The 18,851-nt window shown below is 65.6% G+C and carries 16 protein-coding genes, 1 tRNA gene and 2 pseudogenes; 14 read left to right on the top strand and 5 right to left on the bottom strand.

Going from position 1 to position 18,851, the window contains the following annotated elements:
* Positions 1 to 88 (bottom strand): annotated as a pseudogene (locus tag ACYP33_RS08805) (6-phosphogluconolactonase); the annotation flags it as partial.
* Positions 89 to 187: 99 nt separating this feature from the next.
* A complete protein-coding gene (gene zwf / locus ACYP33_RS08800) occupies positions 188 to 1,660 on the bottom strand; it encodes a glucose-6-phosphate dehydrogenase (protein ID WP_414450190.1) in 1,473 nt (490 codons plus the stop codon).
* A 539-nt stretch (positions 1,661 to 2,199) separates the two neighbouring features.
* Here zwf and ACYP33_RS08795 point away from each other — a divergent pair.
* From ACYP33_RS08795 to ACYP33_RS08780, 4 genes are all read left to right on the top strand, one after another.
* A complete protein-coding gene (locus ACYP33_RS08795; RefSeq protein ID WP_459621009.1) occupies positions 2,200 to 3,444 on the top strand; it encodes an ABC transporter substrate-binding protein in 1,245 nt (414 codons plus the stop codon).
* 147 nt (positions 3,445 to 3,591) lie between these two features.
* The gene (locus ACYP33_RS08790) at positions 3,592 to 4,533 is read left to right on the top strand and encodes a carbohydrate ABC transporter permease (protein WP_414444154.1); all 942 of its coding nucleotides are present in this window, start codon (positions 3,592 to 3,594) and stop codon (positions 4,531 to 4,533) included.
* On the top strand, positions 4,523 to 5,380 hold the full coding sequence (locus ACYP33_RS08785) for a carbohydrate ABC transporter permease (RefSeq protein ID WP_414444155.1): 858 nt from the start codon (positions 4,523 to 4,525) through the stop codon (positions 5,378 to 5,380). Before ACYP33_RS08790 ends, ACYP33_RS08785 begins: the two co-directional genes overlap by 11 nt.
* A gap of 106 nt (positions 5,381 to 5,486) precedes the next feature.
* A complete protein-coding gene (locus ACYP33_RS08780; RefSeq protein ID WP_459621006.1) occupies positions 5,487 to 6,605 on the top strand; it encodes an ABC transporter ATP-binding protein in 1,119 nt (372 codons plus the stop codon).
* A 133-nt stretch (positions 6,606 to 6,738) separates the two neighbouring features.
* On the opposite strand, the gene ACYP33_RS08775 is transcribed toward ACYP33_RS08780, so the two are convergent.
* Positions 6,739 to 7,530 carry a Smr/MutS family protein gene (locus tag ACYP33_RS08775; protein ID WP_459621004.1) on the bottom strand — a complete coding sequence of 264 codons (792 nt, stop codon included), beginning with the start codon at positions 7,528 to 7,530 and terminating at the stop codon, positions 6,739 to 6,741.
* 167 nt (positions 7,531 to 7,697) lie between these two features.
* Complete coding sequence (gene trxB / locus ACYP33_RS08770) at positions 7,698 to 8,660, bottom strand: thioredoxin-disulfide reductase (protein WP_414450186.1); 963 nt, start codon at positions 8,658 to 8,660, stop codon at positions 7,698 to 7,700.
* A gap of 294 nt (positions 8,661 to 8,954) precedes the next feature.
* On the opposite strand from trxB, the gene ACYP33_RS08765 reads away from it, so the two are divergent.
* The 5 genes from ACYP33_RS08765 to ACYP33_RS08745 all read left to right on the top strand — a co-directional run bounded on the left by ACYP33_RS08765 (position 8,955) and on the right by ACYP33_RS08745 (position 15,097).
* Positions 8,955 to 11,258 carry a DNA translocase FtsK gene (locus tag ACYP33_RS08765; RefSeq protein ID WP_459621002.1) on the top strand — a complete coding sequence of 768 codons (2,304 nt, stop codon included), beginning with the start codon at positions 8,955 to 8,957 and terminating at the stop codon, positions 11,256 to 11,258.
* Between the two features lie 44 nt (positions 11,259 to 11,302).
* A complete protein-coding gene (gene lolA, locus ACYP33_RS08760; protein WP_414444160.1) occupies positions 11,303 to 11,986 on the top strand; it encodes an outer membrane lipoprotein chaperone LolA in 684 nt (227 codons plus the stop codon).
* 208 nt (positions 11,987 to 12,194) lie between these two features.
* Positions 12,195 to 13,505 carry a replication-associated recombination protein A gene (locus ACYP33_RS08755; protein WP_414444161.1) on the top strand — a complete coding sequence of 437 codons (1,311 nt, stop codon included), beginning with the start codon at positions 12,195 to 12,197 and terminating at the stop codon, positions 13,503 to 13,505.
* Positions 13,506 to 13,599: 94 nt separating this feature from the next.
* Positions 13,600 to 14,889 (top strand): serine--tRNA ligase, encoded by a 1,290-nt coding sequence (serS, locus tag ACYP33_RS08750; protein WP_414450184.1) that lies wholly within the window; start codon positions 13,600 to 13,602, stop codon positions 14,887 to 14,889.
* Positions 14,890 to 15,006: 117 nt separating this feature from the next.
* A tRNA-Ser gene (locus ACYP33_RS08745) sits at positions 15,007 to 15,097 on the top strand.
* 89 nt (positions 15,098 to 15,186) lie between these two features.
* Here the strand turns inward: ACYP33_RS08745 and ACYP33_RS08740 are convergent.
* Complete coding sequence (locus tag ACYP33_RS08740; protein ID WP_459621088.1) at positions 15,187 to 15,504, bottom strand: hypothetical protein; 318 nt, start codon at positions 15,502 to 15,504, stop codon at positions 15,187 to 15,189.
* Here ACYP33_RS08740 and ACYP33_RS08735 point away from each other — a divergent pair.
* From ACYP33_RS08735 to ACYP33_RS08715, 5 genes and pseudogenes are all read left to right on the top strand, one after another.
* Positions 15,427 to 16,066: pseudogene (locus tag ACYP33_RS08735) on the top strand (GNAT family N-acetyltransferase). The gene ACYP33_RS08740 and the pseudogene ACYP33_RS08735 overlap by 78 nt on opposite strands.
* Before the next feature lie 163 nt (positions 16,067 to 16,229).
* The gene (gene minC / locus ACYP33_RS08730; RefSeq protein WP_459620999.1) at positions 16,230 to 17,018 is read left to right on the top strand and encodes a septum site-determining protein MinC; all 789 of its coding nucleotides are present in this window, start codon (positions 16,230 to 16,232) and stop codon (positions 17,016 to 17,018) included.
* Positions 17,019 to 17,079: 61 nt separating this feature from the next.
* On the top strand, positions 17,080 to 17,895 hold the full coding sequence (gene minD / locus ACYP33_RS08725) for a septum site-determining protein MinD (RefSeq protein ID WP_459620997.1): 816 nt from the start codon (positions 17,080 to 17,082) through the stop codon (positions 17,893 to 17,895).
* 12 nt (positions 17,896 to 17,907) lie between these two features.
* Complete coding sequence (gene minE / locus ACYP33_RS08720; protein ID WP_206126573.1) at positions 17,908 to 18,162, top strand: cell division topological specificity factor MinE; 255 nt, start codon at positions 17,908 to 17,910, stop codon at positions 18,160 to 18,162.
* A gap of 295 nt (positions 18,163 to 18,457) precedes the next feature.
* Positions 18,458 to 18,778, top strand: a complete 321-nt coding sequence (locus ACYP33_RS08715; RefSeq protein WP_414444165.1) for a YXWGXW repeat-containing protein — start codon at positions 18,458 to 18,460, stop codon at positions 18,776 to 18,778.
* The last annotated feature ends 73 nt before the right edge of the window (positions 18,779 to 18,851 follow it).

The following is an 18,851-nucleotide window of genomic DNA, read 5'->3' as shown; positions in this document are numbered from 1 at the left end:
CGAGCGGCGCTTGCAGCGCCGCGCCGACCGCCCGTGCGAGTGCATCGCACTGGGCTTGCGGGCTTTCGAAAGCGTGAAGCTCGATCACTTCTCCTCCAGGCTGCTTGTATCGAATTCGTGGGTCATGCGGGGATGCTCCGGCGTGACGCGGCGCGGCGGGTGGGCCGCGTTGCGCTGCGCATCGGTTTCAGTTTTCTTCTTCGAGCCAGCAGGTGCCGTGCTGCGCGAGCATCGCGCTCGCGGCGGCCGGCCCCCAGGTGCCCGCCGCGTACGGCTTGGGCGGCTTGAGCGTTTTCTGCCATTCGGTCTGCAACGGCTCGACCCAGCGCCACGCGGCTTCCTGCTCGTCGCGTCGCACGAACAGTGCGAGGCGGCCGTTGATCACGTCGAGCAGCAGGCGCTGGTACGCCTCCATCTGGCCTTCCTTGAAGAACTGGTCGAAGGCGAGATCGAGGTGGACGCTGGCGAGGTTCATGCCTTCGCCGGGCTGCTTGGCGAGGCAATAGAGGCGGATCGTTTCGTTCGGCTGCAGGCGGATCACGAGCCGGTTCGCACCGGCGCGCAGCGCATTGGGGCCGAGCGCCGAATGCGGCACCGCGCGGAAGTTGACGACGATCTCGGCCACCCGATCGGCGAGCCGCTTGCCGGTACGCAGGAAGAACGGCACGCCGGCCCAGCGCCAGTTTTCGATTTCCACCTTCAGCGCGACGTAGGTTTCGGTGGTGCTGTCGGCCTTCACGCCCGGTTCGGTCGCATAGCCGGGCACCGGCAGGCCCTTGATGGTGCCGGCGTGATACTGGCCGCGCACCGCCACTTTGCTGATGTCGCGCGCGTCGATCGGCTTGAGCGCGCGCAGCACGCGCAGCTTCTCGTTGCGGACCGAATCCGAATCCATCGAGTGGGGCGGCTCCATCGCGACGATCGACAGCAGTTGCAACAGGTGGTTCTGCACCATGTCGCGCAACGCGCCGGTGTTGTCGTAGAAATCGCCGCGCGCTTCCACGCCGAGCTCTTCCGCGATGGTGATCTGGATGCTCTCGACCCAGTCGCGGCGCCACAGCGGCTCGAACAGCGCATTGCCGAAACGCAGCGCGAGCAGGTTCTGCACCGGCTCCTTGCCGAGGTAGTGATCGATCCGGTAGATCTGGTCTTCCGCGAAGATCTCGCCCACCGCATCGTTGATCGCGTTCGACGAGGCCAGGTCGTAGCCGAGCGGTTTTTCCAGCACGATGCGCGCGCCTTCGTTCAGGCCCACGCCGGCCAGCGCCTTGCAGATCGGCTCGAACAGCGACGGCCCGGTGGCCAGATAGAACACCCGCGTGCCCGGCAGCGTACCGATCGCCTCGCGCAGCACGCGGTAGTCTTCCGGACGGCCGAGATCGAGATTGACGTAATCGATGCGCGCGAGAAAACGCTGCCAGGCGGCCTCGTCGAACGCGCTGCCGGCAGCCTTCTTCGCATGCGGCTTGACGTGTTCCTCGACCCAGCGGTGATAGCCGTCGCGATCGGTGTCGTTGCGCGCGACGCCGACGATGCGCCCGGAATCGGCCAGCATGTTGGCCCGGTGGGCCTCGAACAAGGCAGGCAGGATCTTGCGCATCGACAGGTCGCCGGTGCCGCCGAACAGAACGAAGGTGAAGCTGCTGGAATCGGTGTGCATGTGTCTCCGCCCGGTTGGGAATGCCCGCACCGCGGCATGTTATCGACACCGGTGTGCGAGGCCGTTCCGACGGGCGCGGACGGCGGAAACCGGAGCCGTAGTGCGATAAAAATATTTTTGACACTGAATTGTAGTTTAACTACAATCCGCCGCAAGGGGTAGACCTGAACGAAGAAAAAGAAGCGCACACGAGACATCGGGGTAGCGCGCTCTTCGAGCAGGACGGCCGGTGCGGCAGCGCGCCGAGACCGCATGTTAAAGGACATTGGCGAAACGCATCGTGCGCCGGTCCGCGACGGCCCCGAGGTTCGGCGTCGCGCGGCGGCGTAACCGGAACCATCAGATCAGAGGAGACAAGTCTTTGAATCTCGATCCACTCAGTCAGTCCCTGAGCGCCCGCGGCCGGCAACGGCCCGACCGTGTCCGGTCGTTCGCGGCGTGATATCCCGGTTGCGACGTTTCGCTGCTTGTTGGCAAGATGGCTTCCGCACGAACGGGAGCCCCAAGAGTCGGTTCAATCAATCTGGAGGAGATAGACAATGAAGATTCGCGCGATGATGGGCGCGCTGTGCGCCGCAGGCCTGATGATCGGTGCCGCCTCGGCGCAGGCGGAAGACGTCACGGTGCTGCACTGGTGGACGTCGGGTGGTGAGTCGAAGGCGGTCGGCGTGCTGAAGGACGACGTGCAGAAGCAGGGCTACGTGTGGAAGGACTTCGCGGTGGCCGGCGGCGCGGGCGCGGCGGCCATGACGGCGCTCAAGACCAAGGTGATCAGCGGCGACGCACCGTCGGCCGCGCAGATCAAGGGCCCGCTGATCCAGGATTGGGCCGACCAGGGCGTGCTCGTCAACATCGATTCGGTGGCGGGCGACTGGAGCAAGAACCTGCCGCCGGAAATCGACAAGATCATCAAGTACAAGGGGCATTACGTGGCCGCGCCGTTCTCGGTGCACCGCGTGAACTGGATGTACATCAACAAGGCCGCGCTCGACAAGGTCGGCGGCAAGGTGCCGACGACCTGGCCGGAATTCTTCCAGATGGCCGACAAGATGAAGGCCGCCGGCATCCAGCCGATCGCGATGGGTGGCCAGCCGTGGCAAGACCTGACGCTGTGGGAAGACGTCGTGCTGTCCGAAGGCGCCGATTTCTACAAGAAGGCGATCGTCGATCTCGACCAGGGCACGCTGACCTCGCCGAAGATGCTCGACGTGTTCAACACGGTGCGCAAGATCCAGGGCTACTTCGACGCGGGCCGCAACGGCCGCGACTGGAACCTGGCCACGGCCATGGTCATCAACGGCAAGGCCGGCGTCCAGTTCATGGGCGACTGGGCCAAGGGCGAGTTCGAAGGCGCCGGCAAGAAGGCGGGCAAGGATTACGTCTGCGCGGCGGTGCCGGGCACGGCGAAGGCCTACACGTTCAACGTCGATTCGTTCGTGTTCTTCCAGCAGAAGGGTTCGGACAAGCCGACGCCGGGCCAGCTCGCGCTCGCCAAGACCATCATGACGCCGGATTTCCAGGAGCAGTTCAGCCTGCTGAAGGGCTCGATCCCGGTTCGCCTGGGCGTGAAGATGGACAAGTACGACGACTGCGCGAAGAAGTCCTACGCGGATGAACAGGGCGCGCTGAAGGCCGGCGGTTACGTGCCGTCGCTCGCTCACGGCATGGCGCAGGGCGATGCCACCGCCGGCGCGATCAGCGATGTCGTGACCAAGTTCATGAACTCGCAGGAAGATCCGAAGGCAGCGGTTGCCGCCCTCGCGAAGGCCGCGAAGGTGAAGTAATGCGGTGAGGGCGGGGCGCGGCCGGTCGACGGCCCGCGCCTTGCCCGCGCCGTCGCAAACGGGCCGGCCGCCGCCGGTCCGTGTCGTACCCGATGCCGCGCGCCTGTTCGCAGGTGGCCGGCGCCCCCGTTCCAGGAGTCGAAACAAGTGGCTGCCCCTCTCAGCGGAAACGAACCCGGCCGCGCCGACGTCGCCCGCCGCACGTCGCCGCTCTCGGCATTGGCCGATCGCTGGATACCGAAGCTGGTGCTCGCGCCCAGCATCGCGATCGCCGTGGTGTTCATCTACGGCTTCATCGTCATTACCGGCTACCTGTCGCTGACCAAGTCGCGACTGTTGCCCAACTACACGTTCGACGGCTTCGGCCGTTACACCGACCTGTTCCAGAACGATGTCTGGTGGACCTCGGCCGCCAATCTGGCCTGGTTCGGCATTCCGTTCATCGCGGTCTGCGTCGGGCTCGGGCTGTTCCTCGCGATCCTGCTCGATCAGCGCATCCGCAACGAAGGCGCGCTGCGCGCCGTGTTCCTGTATCCGATGGCGCTGTCGTTCATCGTCACGGGCACGGCCTGGCAGTGGATTCTGAACCCGGGCCTCGGCCTGGAGAAGGTGATGCACGACTGGGGCTGGGCGAGCTTCTCGTTCGACTGGCTCGACGATCCGGACAAGGCGATCTTCTGCGTGGTGATCGCGGCCGTCTGGCAATCCACGGGCTTCGTGATGGCGCTGTTCCTGGCCGGCCTGCGCGGCGTGGACGGCGAGATCTTCAAGGCGGCCCAGGTGGACGGCGCGACGCTGCCGACCATCTACCGCAAGATCGTGATCCCGAGCATGCGCCCGGTGTTCTTCTCGGTGCTGCTGATCCTCTGCCACATCACGATCAAGACGTTCGACCTGGTGGTGGCGTTGACGGCAGGCGGCCCCGGCACCTCGTCGTCGCTGCCCGCCATGTTCATGTATACCTATTCGTTCAATCGCGGCCAGCTCGGCGTCGGCGCGGCCTCGTCGGTGATGATGCTGGCTACTGTCGTCGCGGTGCTGGTGCCGCTGATGTATATGGAATCGAGGAGCACCCGCAATGCAGCCTAAGATGACGATGAGCCGCGCCGTCATTTACGCGGTGCTGATCCTGTTCGCGATCTACTTCCTGTTCCCGCTGTACGTGATGCTGTCGACCTCCTTCAAGGATCTCGACCAGTTGCGCACCGGCAACCTGCTGACCCCGCCCACCAGCTGGACCATCGACCCCTGGCTCAAGGCCTGGGGCTCGGCCTGTACCGGCGTGCGCTGCGACGGCATGCGGCCGTTCTTCTTCAACTCGTTGAAGATGGTGATCCCGGCCGTGCTGATCTCGTCGCTGATCGGCGCGTTCAACGGCTACGTGCTCACGCACTGGCGCTTCCGTGGCGTCGACGCGCTGTTCACGCTGCTGCTGGTGGGCTGCTTCATCCCGTTCCAGGTGATCCTGCTGCCGATGGCGCGCGTCGAAGGCTATCTCGGCCTCGCCAACACCACCACCGGCCTGGTGCTGGTGCACGTCGTGTACGGCATCGCGTTCACCACCATGTTCTTCCGCAACTTCTACGTGAGCATCCCGGCCGAGCTGGTGAAGGCCGCGCGCATCGATGGCGCCGGCTTCTTCACGATCTTCACGCGGATCCTGATGCCGGTGTCGCTGCCGATCTTCATGGTCTGCCTGATCTGGCAGTTCACGCAGATCTGGAACGACTTCCTGTTCGGCATCGTGTTCTCGGGCGTCGATTCGATGCCGATCACGGTGGCGCTGAACAACCTCGTGAACACGTCGACGGGCGTGAAGGAATACAACGTCGACATGGCCGGCGCGATCATCGCCGCGCTGCCCACGCTGCTGGTGTACGTGGTCGCCGGCCGCTACTTCGTGCGCGGCCTGACGGCGGGCGCGGTGAAGGGCTGACGACCGGCCATTCCGGACCAACGAACCGGTCGCGCGGGCGTGTCCCGCGCGGCGAGCAGAACCGACGCGGCGCTCGACGCCGCACCAGAGACAGAGGATTCACAGCATGGCAAGCCTTTCCATCCGTGACGTGTACAAGACCTATCCGAACGGGGTGCCGGTCCTGAAGGGTGTCGACATCGACATCGAGGACGGCCAGTTCCTGATTCTGGTCGGGGGTTCGGGCTGCGGGAAGTCGACGCTGCTCAACATGATCGCCGGCCTCGAAACCGTCACGAAGGGCGAGATCCGCATCGACGGCAAGGTCGTCAACGACCTGTCGCCGAAGGATCGCGACATCGCGATGGTGTTCCAGTCGTACGCGCTCTATCCGTCGATGACGGTGCGCGAGAACATCCTGTTCGGCCTGACCATCCGCAAGGTGCCGAAGACCGAGCAGAAGCAGATCGTCGACCGCGTTTCGGCAATGCTGCAGATCGAGCACCTGCTCGACCGCAAGCCGGGCCAGCTGTCGGGCGGCCAGCGCCAGCGCGTGGCGATGGGCCGGGCGCTCGCGCGCGACCCGTCGCTGTTCCTGTTCGACGAACCGCTGTCGAACCTCGACGCGAAGCTGCGCATCGAGATGCGCGCCGAAATCAAGCTGCTGCATCAGCGCCTGGGCACCACCATCGTCTACGTGACGCACGACCAGATCGAGGCGATGACGCTCGGCGATCGCATCGCGGTGATGAAGGACGGCGTGGTGCAGCAGTTCGGCGCGCCGCAGGATATCTACGATTCGCCGTCGAACCTGTTCGTGGCCGGCTTCATCGGCGCGCCGCCGATGAACTTCATCACGGGCAAGGTGGTCGAGCAGGGCGGCGGCGTGGGCATGGAGATCGACACGGGCGCCACGCGCGGCGTGCTGAACCTGCCGTTCGAGCGCTCGAAGCTGAGCGATCACGTGGGCCGCGAGGTGATCCTCGGCCTGCGCCCCGAGCGCATCACCGATGCGCGCAACGCCCACGACGGCCAGGCCTCGACGCTGCAGCCGATCGACGTGATCGTCGACGTGACGGAGCCGACCGGCCCCGATACGCACGTGTTCGCGCAGGTCAACGGCAAGCGCATCGTGAGCCGCGTGCACCCGGCCGCGAACCCGCAGCCGAAGCAGCAGTTGAAGCTGCTGTTCGACGTGTCGAAGGCGGTGGTGTTCGATCCGGCGACGGAAGCGCGGATCGCTTGAGGGCGAGGTGAGGGCGGCGCGGTTGCGCCGCTCGGCATCGGCCAGGACACACGGGCCACCTTCGGGTGGCCCGCTTCGTTTTCGGCGGGGATCGGGCGGAGTTATCCCGTGAGGAAAACCGCGTGTGTGCGCTTCAGCCCGCCGCGCGCGGCAGCCCGCGCTCGGCCGGATGGCCGGACGTCACCGTCAACGGTTGCAGCAGCACCAGCACCGCGCCGGCACCGCCGTCGTTGCCACGCGCCTCGCAGAACGCGATCACTTCTTCCTTCTGCACCAGCCACGCGCGCACCTTGCCCTTGAGCACCGGCTCCTTGCCGATCGAGCCGAGCCCCTTGCCGTGGATCACGCGCAAGCAGCGCAGGCCCTTCTTGCCGGCCTCGCGGATGAAGGCGGCCAGCGCCTCGCGCGCCTCGTCGCGGCGCATGCCGTGCAGGTCGAGCTGCGACTGCACGATCCACGCGCCGCTGCGCAGCTTGCGCACTACCTCGCGGCTGATGCCGGGGCGGTGGTAGTACAGGCTTTCGTCGGTATCGAGCAGCGTTTCCGGGTCGAACTCGTCGGACAGCGTTGCCGACAGCACCGCTTCCTCGTCGAGGCGCGTTTGCTGCGGCACCGGCTGCGGCGGCGCGCGCCGCGCAGGCGCGCGCGGCGCACTGGCCAGCGGCGTGATCGCGCCGATTTCGTTGCGGAACAGGTTCGCGTTGACCGCGGTTTCGCGCGCCTCGCGCGCGGCCTGCACCTGCTGCTTCTCGCGCCGCTCGGATTCGCCTTTCAGCGCGTCGCGCAGCGAACCGAGGCCGGACAGGCCCTGGCCCTTCGGCGCACCGGGCGCGGGCATGGGAGCGGCCGGCGCGATCGGTTCGGCCGGCTTGAGGGCGGCGCGGCGCTTGGCCGGGTCGCTCGGATGGGGCTGGTTCTTCGCCATGATGGTCTACGGATCGAAGTGGGGCGGGAGTGCCCGGGACGCTGCCCGGCAGGCCGGACGCGCATGCTAAAAGGCCGCTGCGCGGGGCAGCGGCCTTCGGAAAGCGGAAGCGGGCTGCGGCGCATGGCGGCGATATTGTAGCGTCGCCGCCCGGCCGCGTGGCCGGCTTACTTGCCGTCGTGCAGGCTTTCGAGGTAGCGCTGGGCGTCCAGCGCGGCCATGCAGCCCGTGCCGGCGCTGGTGATCGCCTGGCGGTAGATGTGATCCTGCACGTCGCCGGCCGCGAACACGCCCGGGATGTTGGTGGCGGTGGCGTTGCCGGCCAGGCCGCTCTTCGTGACGATGTAGCCGTCCTTCATTTCGAGTTGGCCCTGGAACAGGTCCGTGTTCGGCTTGTGGCCGATCGCGACGAACACGCCCTGCAGCGCGATCGCCTCGGTTTCGCCGGTGCCGGTGTGCTTGACCTTCACGCCCGTCACGCCGGAGGCGTCGCCGGTCACTTCGTCGAGCACGTGGTTCCACTTGATCTCGACCTTGCCTTCCTTTTCCTTCTCCAGCAGGCGATCGATCAGGATCGGCTCGGCGCGGAACTTGTCGCGGCGGTGGATCACGGTGACCTTCTTGGCGATGCCGGTCAGGTAGAGCGCTTCCTCGACGGCCGTATTGCCGCCGCCGATCACGGCGACTTCCTGGTTGCGGTAGAAGAAGCCGTCGCAGGTGGCGCAGGCCGACACACCCTTGCCCATGAACGCTTCTTCCGAGGCCAGGCCGAGGTATTGGGCCGACGCGCCGGTCGAGATGATCAGCGAATCGCAGGTGTATTCGCCCGAATCGCCGATCAGGCGGATCGGTTTCTCTTCGAGCTTGGCCGTGTGGATGTGGTCGAACACGATTTCCGTGTTGAAGCGCTCGGCGTGCTCGAGGAAACGCTGCATCAGTTCGGGGCCTTGCACGCCGTTCGGATCGGCCGGCCAGTTTTCGACGTCGGTCGTGGTCATCAGTTGACCGCCTTGCGCGAGGCCGGTGATCAGGAGCGGCGACAGGTTGGCGCGGGCCGCGTACACCGCGGCGGTATAGCCGGCGGGGCCGGAACCGAGAATCAGGACTTTCGCGTGTTTGGACGTGGACATGTGCAGGATCCGTAAAATGCGGCCGAACGGGCGGATGACGCGGCGAACGGCGAGGACGGCATGCGGGCCGGCTGCGCGATCCGCGCGCCGGGGACGATGCCGTAGATGGGTACCAGACGCGCATTATAAAGGGGCGTTTGCTGCACTGCCGGATCGACGTTTTTATCGGTCCGATAGACGGGCTCGATCAGCCGGTTACCGTCATTTACACTTGGCCGATCGCGCCAGCGTTTACAATATTCGCGATCGACCGACCGGCGCCGCCCGGCACGGCCGCCCTCTCTACACGGATTCATGGCAAAAGCTCCCTTTACGGCTCAGACGCAGGCGCTGCCGCATCGCATGTCGCGGCTGTTCGTCGAGATTCGCTGGATTCTCCAGGTCGCGGTGTTCGCGTTCCTGCTGATGGCGCTGCTGAGCTACAGCCGTCGCGACCCGAGCTGGACCCACGCCGTCCAGATCGACCACATCTCGAATTGGGCCGGGCGCGTCGGCGCCTGGACGGCCGATATCCTGCTGCTGCTGTTCGGCATTTCCGCCTATTGGCTGGTGGCGCTGCTGGCGCGCCGCGTCGCCGCCAACTACCGCCGCATCACGCGTCACGAGGTGCTCGACGAGGAACCGGCGCGGCCGGTCGGCTGGCTGGCCGAGGGTTTCGCGTTCGTGCTGGTGCTGCTCGCGAGCGACGGCATCGAGGCGCTGCGCATGTGGTCGCTGAAGGTGCCGCTGCCGCGTGCGCCGGGCGGCGTGATCGGCGAAACCGTCGCGCGCGGCGTGTCGCACGCGCTCGGCTTCACGGGCGGCACGCTGTTCCTGCTGATCGCGCTGGCGATCGGCCTGTCGCTGTATTTCCGCTTCTCCTGGCTGTCGGTGTGCGAACGCGTCGGCGACGGCATCATCAATGCGTTCACGCTCGCCAAGCTGCGCCGCGAGGCCGGGCGCGACCGCAAGCTCGGCGAGGCGGCCGCGGTGCGCCGCGAGGGCAAGGTCGAGGAGGAGCGGGTTCGCATCGAGGATCACGAGCCGGTCACGATCGTGCCGCCGATCGTCACGCCGGCCAAGTCCGAGCGCGTCGAGCGCGAGCGCCAGGTGCCGCTGTTTACCGATCTGCCCGGCGATTCCACCTTGCCGGCCATCGGCCTGCTCGATCCGGCCCAGCAGAGCCAGGAATCGATTCCGGCCGACACGCTCGAATTCACCTCGCGGCTGATCGAGAAGAAGCTCAAGGATTTCGGCGTCGAGGTGAGCGTGGTGGCTGCCTATCCGGGCCCGGTCGTGACGCGCTACGAAATCGAGCCGGCCACTGGCGTGAAGGGCAGCCAGATTGTGGGCCTGGCCAAGGATCTGGCGCGCTCGCTGTCGCTGGTGTCGGTGCGGGTGGTGGAGACGATCCCCGGCAAGAACTACATGGCGCTCGAATTGCCGAACCCGCGCCGCCAGACCGTGCGCCTGTCCGAGATCCTCGGCTCCGAGGTGTACGCGGCGTCGGCGTCGGCGCTGACCATGGGTCTCGGCAAGGACATCGGCGGCAAGCCCGTGTGCGCCGATCTGGCGAAGATGCCCCACCTGCTGGTGGCCGGCACCACCGGTTCGGGCAAGTCGGTCGGCATCAACGCGATGATCCTGTCGCTGCTCTACAAATCCACGGCCGAACAGGTGCGGATGATCCTGATCGATCCGAAGATGCTCGAAATGAGCGTCTACGAAGGCATTCCGCATCTGCTTTGCCCGGTCGTCACCGACATGCGGCAGGCCGGCAACGCGCTGAACTGGACCGTCGCCGAAATGGAGCGGCGCTACAAGCTGATGAGCAAGCTCGGCGTGCGCAACCTGGGCGGCTACAACAACAAGATCGACGAGGCGACCAAGCGCGAGGAGAAGATCCCGAATCCGTTCAGCCTGACGCCCGAGGCGCCGGAGCCGCTCGGCCGCCTGCCGAACATCGTGGTGGTGATCGACGAGCTGGCCGACCTGATGATGGTGGTCGGCAAGAAGGTCGAGGAACTGATCGCGCGGATCGCGCAGAAGGCGCGCGCGGCCGGCATCCACCTGATCCTCGCCACCCAGCGGCCGTCGGTCGACGTGATCACCGGCCTGATCAAGGCCAACGTGCCGACGCGGATGGCCTTCCAGGTGTCCTCGAAGATCGACTCGCGCACGATTCTCGACCAGATGGGCGCCGAATCGCTGCTCGGCATGGGCGACATGCTCTATCTGCCGCCCGGCTCCGGGCTGCCGGTGCGCGTGCACGGCGCGTTCGTGTCCGACGACGAGGTGCATCGCGTGGTCGAGAAGCTCAAGGAACACGGCGAGCCGAACTACATCGAAGGCCTGCTCGAAGGCGGCGTCGCCGAGGGCGAGGAAGGTGCCGCGGGAACCGGCGAGGGTGGCGACGAGTCCGACCCCCTGTACGATCAGGCGGTCGAGATCGTCGTCAAGAACCGCCGCGCCTCGATCTCGCTGGTGCAGCGCCATCTGCGCATCGGCTACAACCGCGCCGCGCGATTGCTCGAACAGATGGAGCAATCGGGGCTGGTGTCGGCGATGTCGTCCAGCGGCAACCGCGAAATTCTGGTACCGGCCCGCGACGCGGAATGACGCCGCGTCGGCGCCGGTCCGCCAATCAGGGAGAAAACCACCCCATGCAAGCATTTCCGTTCGTGAAGTCTTCCTCCATTCGCCGCTTCGCCGCGGCGCTTGCCGGCACCGCGCTGATGGCGGTGGCCTCGCATGCGTTCGCGGGCGGCACCGACGAACTGAAGTCGTTCGTCACGCAGGTCAAATCGGCCAAGGGCAACTTCACGCAGCAGATCGTCAAGGCGCCGTCGAAGGCGGCCAGCGGCGCGATCGCCACCTCCAAGCCGAACGACAATTCGAGCGGCAGCTTCGTGTTCGCGCGCCCCGGCAAGTTCGTCTGGGCCTACGAAAAGCCGTATCAGCAATTGCTGCAGGCCGACGGCGACACGCTGTTCGTCTACGACAAGGATCTGAACCAGGTTACCGAGCGCAAGCTGGCCGGCGCACTCGGCGCGAGCCCGGCGGCGATCCTGTTCGGCAGCAACGATGTCGACAAGAACTACACGCTGCGCGATGGCGGCGTGAAGGGCGGCATCGATTGGGTCGAGATGCTGCCGAAGGCGCAGGACACGCAGTTCCAGCGCATCGGCATCGGCTTCAAGGGCGGCACGCTCGCCGCGATGGAGCTTCACGACGTGTTCGGCAACGTCACGCTGCTGACCTTCACGAATATCCAGACCAACCCGTCGCTGCCGGCCGACCAGTTCCGCTTCACGGTGCCGAAGGGCGCCGACGTGATCAAGGGCTGAACGCCCTCCGGCGTGCGCACGGGCCTGCCAGCGATGGCAGGCCCGTTGCGTTTCGGGCGCACCATCTGCCACCGTGCCGCCGCCTGCGCCTGTCGGGGCAAGCCGATTGCCTGTCCGATCGGCCGAGGGTGCGCCGGCCGACCGGCTGTCATAATGATCGGCCGCGCGGCGATGTGCGTCGCGCCGGCCATTCCAGGAGTCGAGGTCCATGTCCGACCTGTTTGAAACCGAACCGCGCCGCCCGCTCGCGGAGGCGCTGCGCCCGAAGACGCTCGACGAGGTCATCGGCCAGACGCATCTGCTCGGCGAGGGCAAACCGCTGCGGCTCGCGTTCGAATCGGGCCGGCCGCACTCGATGATCCTCTGGGGGCCGCCCGGCGTCGGCAAGACCACGCTCGCGCGCCTCACCGCTCACGCGTTCGATTGCGAGTTCATCGCGCTGTCGGCGGTGCTCGGCGGTGTGAAGGACATCCGCGAATCAATGGAGCAGGCCCGGGACACGCTGAACCGCAACGGTCGCCACACGATCCTGTTCGTCGACGAAATCCACCGCTTCAACAAGGGCCAGCAGGATGCGCTGCTGCCGTTCGTCGAATCGGGCCTCGTCACGTTCATCGGCGCCACCACCGAAAACCCGAGCTTCGAGGTCAATTCGGCGCTGCTGTCGCGGGCGCAGGTCTATGTGCTGAAGTCGCTCGACGACGCCGAGATGCGCCAGTTGCTCGCGCGCGCCCAGCAGATCGCGCTCGACGGCCTGAGCTTCGACGAGAAGGCGGTCGATACGCTGGTCGGCTATGCCGACGGCGACGCGCGGCGCTTCCTGAACCTGCTCGAACAGGCGCAAACGGCTGCGCTGTCGGCGCGCACCAACCGGATCGACGCCGATTTTGTGTCGAACGCGATGACGCTGAACGCGCGCCGCTTCGACAAGGGCGGCGACAACTTCTACGACCAGATTTCGGCGCTGCACAAATCGGTGCGCGGCTCGAACCCCGACGGCGCGCTGTACTGGTTCTGCCGCATGATCGACGGCGGCGCCGATCCGAAATACCTGGCGCGGCGCATCGTGCGGATGGCGTGGGAAGACATCGGCCTGGCCGATCCGCGCGCCATGCAGATGGCCAACGACGCGGCCGCAACCTTCGAGCGGCTCGGCTCGCCCGAGGGCGAGCTGGCGCTGGGGCAGGCCGTCATCTATCTGGCCTGCGCGGCCAAGAGCAATGCCGGCTACAACGCGTTCAACGCGGCGATGGCCTTCGTGAAGCAGGACAAGTCGCGCGAGGTGCCGGTGCATCTGCGCAACGCGCCCACCAAGCTGATGAAGGAACTCGGCTACGGCCACGCGTATCGCTACGCGCACGACGAGCCGAACGCCTACGCCGCCGGCGAAACCTACCTGCCCGACGACATGCGCGAGCCGCGCTGGTATCAGCCGGTGCCGCGCGGGCTGGAAAGCAAGATCGCCGACAAGCTTGCCTGGCTGCGCGAACTCGACCGCGAAGCGGGCAAGCCGGAATAAGCCGCCATCGCGCCGCACTTGCACGCCGGGCCGCCGAGCGTGCCCGGCGGTGCGTTAGAATTCGCGTCTCACACAACGAAACTCCAGTCCTCCCATGCTCGACATCCAGTTGCTGCGCAAAGACCTCGACGGCGTCGCCAAGCGCCTCGCCGATCGCGGCTACACCCTCGACGTCGCCCGGTTCTCCTCGCTCGAGGCGGATCGCCGCGCGCTCCAGACTCGTACCGAAGAACTCCAGGCGCGCCGCAACAGCCTGTCGAAGCAGATCGGCGCGATGAAGGGCCGGGGCGAGGACACGTCGGCCGTGATGGCCGAGGTGGGCGGGATCGGCGACGAGATGAAGGCCTCGGCCGTGAAGCTCGACGAGATCCAGGCCGCCGTGCAGGCGTTGATGCTCGAAATGCCGAACGTCGCGCACGACAGCGTGCCGGTCGGCCGCGACGAGGCGGACAACGTCGAAGTGCGCCGCTGGGGCACGCCGCGCAGCTTCGATTTCGAGGTGCGCGATCACGTCGATGTCGGCACGCCGCTCGGCCTCGATTTCGAAACCGGCGCGAAGCTGTCGGGCGCGCGCTTCACGATGCTGCGCGGCCCGATCGCGCGCCTGCACCGTGCGCTCGCGCAGTTCATGATCGACACGCACACGCAGCAGCACGGCTACACGGAAACCTACACGCCGTACATCGTCAATCCGGAAATCCTGTTCGGCACCGGCCAGTTGCCGAAGTTTGCCGACGACATGTTCCGTGTCGAGAAGGGTGGCGACGACAACACCATCACGCAGTACCTGATCTCCACCTCGGAAATCACGCTGACCAACAGCGTGCGCGATTCGATCATCGATCCGGCCACGCTGCCGATCAAGCTGACCGCGCATTCGCCGTGCTTCCGCTCGGAGGCCGGTTCCTACGGCCGCGATACGCGCGGCATGATCCGCCAGCACCAGTTCGACAAGGTCGAGATGGTGCAGGTCACGGCGCCGGACGCGTCGTATGCCGCGCTCGACGCGATGGTCGGTCACGCCGAGGCGATCCTGCAGAAGCTCGAACTGCCGTACCGCGTCATCACGCTGTGCACGGGCGACATGGGCTTTTCGGCCTCGAAAACATTCGACCTCGAAGTCTGGCTGCCGGCGCAGAACACCTACCGCGAAATCTCGAGCTGCTCGAACACCGAGTCGTTCCAGGCGCGCCGCATGCAGGCACGCACGCGCAACGCGCAGGGCAAGCCGGAGCTGGTCCATACGCTGAACGGTTCGGGCCTGGCCGTCGGCCGTACGCTGGTGGCGGTGCTGGAGAACTATCAGAACGCCGATGGTTCGGTCACGATTCCGGCGGTACTGCGCCCGTACTTCGGCGGTCAGGAGACGATCGCGGCCGCGTGATCCCGTATCCGAAAATTTTTTGCGCAAAGGGCTTGGAAAAGCCAAACAAGTTGTTCTATAATCTTTGCTTCGCCGGGACGAAGACCTACAGAACGGCGGGGCAGTAAAGCAGTAGAAGGAAAGGTGGCAGAGAGGTCGAATGCGCCGGACTCGAAATCCGGTGTACGGTTATTCCGTACCGTGGGTTCGAATCCCACCCTTTCCGCCAAAATTTGAACCCCTCGGTTCCGCAAGGAATCGAGGGGTTTTTGCTTTCCGGGTGATGGTTGCGCGCGCATCGGAAAATCGCTTGGATCATTACCGCGATGAATAGGGCGTGAGTGAAGGCATGGGCGATGCGTCGTCGCCGATTCGGACGGAACGCGAATTCGAAAATCGATAGGTAACTGAAATATCGATATTGTTGCGATGCCGCATTTTCTCTGCCTCTGCCGCGCCGGGTGCCCGTCTGGCGGCCATTGCCCTCGCAGGGAAGTGTCTGAACGGAAAGCAAATTCGGTGGGCTGTCATGAGCGGTAATACGATGTGCGCCGCACCATGCGCTTTCTGTTTCGCTGTATGGCTTTCGATATCTCTCGATTTGCCCGATCGTTTGAAAATAACGATTTGACTCATACCCTGCTTTCGGTTGAAGCTAATAACTTGCTGTCCGAAGGATGTCCCCCGCATGAGTTCGACTTTGACCGTCCGCCGCATCGCCGCCGATCAGGGCAGTGTGTACCGTGAACTGCGCGCTGCATCGCTGCGCGAGCCGTATGCACCCGGCGAAGCACCCGAGGCGGAATTGGCCGTCGACGCGGCTGCGGCCGACGCGATCGCCGCGCAGCGCGCCGGTTCCGATCAGTCCACCACGTTCCTGCTGTATACCGAAGGCCATCCCGCCGGCATGATCGGCGCGTATTTCGACGGCTCCGCCGAGCGCCGCGCGTTCGTCAGCGAGCTGTGGGTCGCGCATGCCGTGCGTCACCTGCGCGGCGGCGTGCTGCTCGTCAACACGGCGCGCGACTGGCTGGCCGGGCAGGGCGCCACCGAGATCTACGCCTGGATCGCCGAGCAGAACCGCAACGCCATCCGGTTCTACGAGCACATGGGCTTCACCAATCTCGGCGAGCATGCACCGATCGCCCGCGTGCCCGGTGCGATGAAATCGCTGTTCGTCTCGCGTTTCGATGCCTGAGACGTTGCCGCTGCCTTCCTTTCCTGCGCCTGCTGCCGCCTGATTTCTCCTGATCCGCCTTGCCGTCCCGCCGTTGTGCGTGGCATCTCCCGCGGCATCCCGAAAATGATGGCTGCTCGCCCGGACGCCTGTAAAATACGCAAAAATTTTTTGCAGGACGTTCATGTCGCTTAAAAAATCGCCATTCTTCGAGCTTCGCAGCGGCTCGGTCGATTCCTTGCTGTTTGTTGTGAAGACGGCCGACCTGGACGCGTTGCGAACCGAGCTGGTCAAGCGTTTCGAGGCGACGCCGGAATTCTTCGCCGACGACGTGGTGGCGATCGATGTACGGCGTCTGGCCGAGGGCGAGCAGATCAAGCTCGACGCGATTCGTCAGATGCTCAACGACGTGCGGATGCGCCCGATCGGCGTGGTGGCCGATGCGGCCCAGCGCGACTGGGCGAGCGCGAGCAGCTTGCCGCTGCTCGAGGCGCGCGACCGTCGTGCGGCGCCGGCCGCGAAAGCGGCGTCGGACGAATCGGCCACGGCCGATGTGCCGGCTGCCGAGTCGCAGGTGACTGCGGCCCCGGCCGCCGCTGCGCAGGACGCGGCACCGGCCGCGAGCGGCGTCACGGCGATCCAGACGCTCGTGATCGACCGGCCGTTGCGTTCGGGCCAGCAGATCTACGCGAAGGGCGACCTGGTCGTGCTCGCGCCGGTCAGCAATGGCGCCGAGGTGATCGCGGAAGGCAATATCCATGTGTACGCGCCGTTGCGCGGCCGGGCGCTGGCCGGCGTGCTCGGCAATCACGATGCGCGGATCTTCTGTACGTGCCTCGAGCCGGAACTCATTTCGATTGCGGGTATCTATCGAACCACCGAGAACCCGCTGCCGGCCGACGTGCGCGGCAAGCCGGTGCAGATCCGGCTCGAAGACGAAAAACTGATGATCGAACCGCTGCGGCTGACCTGAGCGCAAGTGCGCGACGCAGCGGCGGATCGATCGACCTCATTGACGAACACAGGGTAGGGTAATGGCAAAAATCATCGTGGTGACTTCGGGCAAGGGCGGTGTCGGCAAGACGACGACGAGCGCGAGCTTTGCCTCCGGGCTGGCGCTGCGCGGCCACAAGACGGCCGTGATCGACTTCGACGTCGGCCTGCGCAACCTCGACCTGATCATGGGCTGCGAGCGCCGCGTGGTGTACGACCTGGTCAACGTGATCCAGGGCGAAGCGAACCTGAATCAGGCGCTGATCAAGGACAAGCAGTGCGAGAACCTGTTCATCCTGCCGGCGTCGCAAACGCGTGACAAGGATGCGCTGACGCGCGATGGCGTCGAGAAGGTCATCAACGACCTGATCGCGATGGATTTCGACTACATCGTCTGCGATTCGCCGGCCGGTATCGAATCGGGCGCACTGCACGCGATGTATTTCGCCGACGAAGCGGTGGTGGTGACGAACCCGGAAGTGTCGTCGGTGCGCGATTCGGACCGCATCCTCGGCATCCTGTCGTCCAAGACCAAGCGCGCGGCCGACGGCGGCGATCCGATCAAGGAACACCTGCTGATCACGCGCTACAACCCGAAGCGCGTCAGCGAAGGCGAAATGCTGTCGCTCGAAGACATCGGCGAAATCCTGCGCATCAAGCTGATCGGCGTGATCCCGGAATCGGAAGCCGTGCTGCACGCGTCCAACCAGGGCTTGCCTGCCGTTCACCTCGACGGCACCGACGTGGCCGAAGCCTACAAGGACGTGGTGTCACGCTTCCTCGGCGAAGAAAAACCGCTGCGTTTCGTCGAGTACATCAAGCCGGGCCTGCTGCAACGCCTTTTCCGCAGCAAGTAACGGAGACGCCTCATGTCGATCCTTTCGTTTCTCCTCGGGGAGAAGAAAAAATCCGCCGCCGTCGCGAAAGAGCGCCTGCAGCTGATCATCGCGCACGAGCGCATCGGCGGCCGGCCGCCGGCGGATTACCTGCCGGCGCTGCAGAAAGAGTTGCTCGAAGTCATTCAGAAGTACGTAAAGATTTCGAACGACGATATCCGCGTCAGCCTCGAACACCAGGACAACCTCGAAGTGCTTGAGGTCAAGATCGAGATTCCGCAGTCCTGATCGATCGCCGCGCATCGCGTTCTGCGGTGCGCGGTTTCCCCCCGCTCCCGGCATCGTTTCCTGCCTCGCCAAGGCTCGCCGCCTCGCGTGCATTGCTCCGATGTTCATGCCGTCTTGCCGTTGATTCTTTCGAATCGCGCGCGCCGTCTTTCATTCCGATTTCCGCACTTACCGGCTGTTGCACTTTGCCCCGCGCCGTAACACGGCGTCTGTCGGCCATTGCCCGGGCTCGCGCATTGAACCGGTAGGCACGCATTGATGCGTATCCGAATCGAACGACAACAAGGAGCTTCATATGATTCGCACTGCTACTCGCTATCTGGTTCCGTTTGCACTGGCCGCCACGGCGTTGTGCTCGGCCGTCGCACCGCTCTCGGCGAGTGCCGAGGAAGTCGTGATCGTCGCGCCGAGCGCACCGCCGCCGGTGCGCTACGAAGTGGTGCCGGCGACGCGCGTCGGCTATGTCTGGGATCACGGCCACTGGCGCTGGGAGCACGGGCGCTATGTGTGGGTTCGCGGCCATTGGGAAGCCGAGCAGGTGGGCCTGCACTGGGTGCCGGGCCACTGGGATGCGCGCGGCCCGAGCTGGGTCTGGGTGCGCGGCCATTGGGCCTGAGGCGCGCGATCATGAAACGAACCCTGTTCGTCGTCGCGCTCGCCGCGATCGTGCTGGCCGGCTGCGTGGTCGT

The sequence above is a fragment of the Burkholderia sp. 3C genome, assembly GCF_054589155.1.
Note: the sequence above shows the minus strand (reverse complement) of the source record. Positions and strands in the feature narration are given on the sequence as shown.

Excerpts from the sequence above, each read along its gene's own strand:
- zwf (WP_414450190.1), bottom strand. The coding sequence starts at position 1,660 with ATGCACACCGATTCCAGCAGCTTCACCTTCGTTCTGTTCGGCGGCACC.
- ACYP33_RS08795 (WP_459621009.1), top strand. The coding sequence starts at position 2,200 with ATGAAGATTCGCGCGATGATGGGCGCGCTGTGCGCCGCAGGCCTGATG.
- ACYP33_RS08785 (WP_414444155.1), top strand. The coding sequence starts at position 4,523 with ATGCAGCCTAAGATGACGATGAGCCGCGCCGTCATTTACGCGGTGCTG.
- ACYP33_RS08780 (WP_459621006.1), top strand. The coding sequence starts at position 5,487 with ATGGCAAGCCTTTCCATCCGTGACGTGTACAAGACCTATCCGAACGGG.
- ACYP33_RS08775 (WP_459621004.1), bottom strand. The coding sequence starts at position 7,530 with ATGGCGAAGAACCAGCCCCATCCGAGCGACCCGGCCAAGCGCCGCGCC.
- trxB (WP_414450186.1), bottom strand. The coding sequence starts at position 8,660 with ATGTCCACGTCCAAACACGCGAAAGTCCTGATTCTCGGTTCCGGCCCC.
- ACYP33_RS08765 (WP_459621002.1), top strand. The coding sequence starts at position 8,955 with ATGGCAAAAGCTCCCTTTACGGCTCAGACGCAGGCGCTGCCGCATCGC.
- lolA (WP_414444160.1), top strand. The coding sequence starts at position 11,303 with ATGCAAGCATTTCCGTTCGTGAAGTCTTCCTCCATTCGCCGCTTCGCC.
- ACYP33_RS08755 (WP_414444161.1), top strand. The coding sequence starts at position 12,195 with ATGTCCGACCTGTTTGAAACCGAACCGCGCCGCCCGCTCGCGGAGGCG.
- serS (WP_414450184.1), top strand. The coding sequence starts at position 13,600 with ATGCTCGACATCCAGTTGCTGCGCAAAGACCTCGACGGCGTCGCCAAG.
- ACYP33_RS08740 (WP_459621088.1), bottom strand. The coding sequence starts at position 15,504 with ATGAGTCAAATCGTTATTTTCAAACGATCGGGCAAATCGAGAGATATC.
- minC (WP_459620999.1), top strand. The coding sequence starts at position 16,230 with ATGTCGCTTAAAAAATCGCCATTCTTCGAGCTTCGCAGCGGCTCGGTC.
- minD (WP_459620997.1), top strand. The coding sequence starts at position 17,080 with ATGGCAAAAATCATCGTGGTGACTTCGGGCAAGGGCGGTGTCGGCAAG.
- minE (WP_206126573.1), top strand. The coding sequence starts at position 17,908 with ATGTCGATCCTTTCGTTTCTCCTCGGGGAGAAGAAAAAATCCGCCGCC.
- ACYP33_RS08715 (WP_414444165.1), top strand. The coding sequence starts at position 18,458 with ATGATTCGCACTGCTACTCGCTATCTGGTTCCGTTTGCACTGGCCGCC.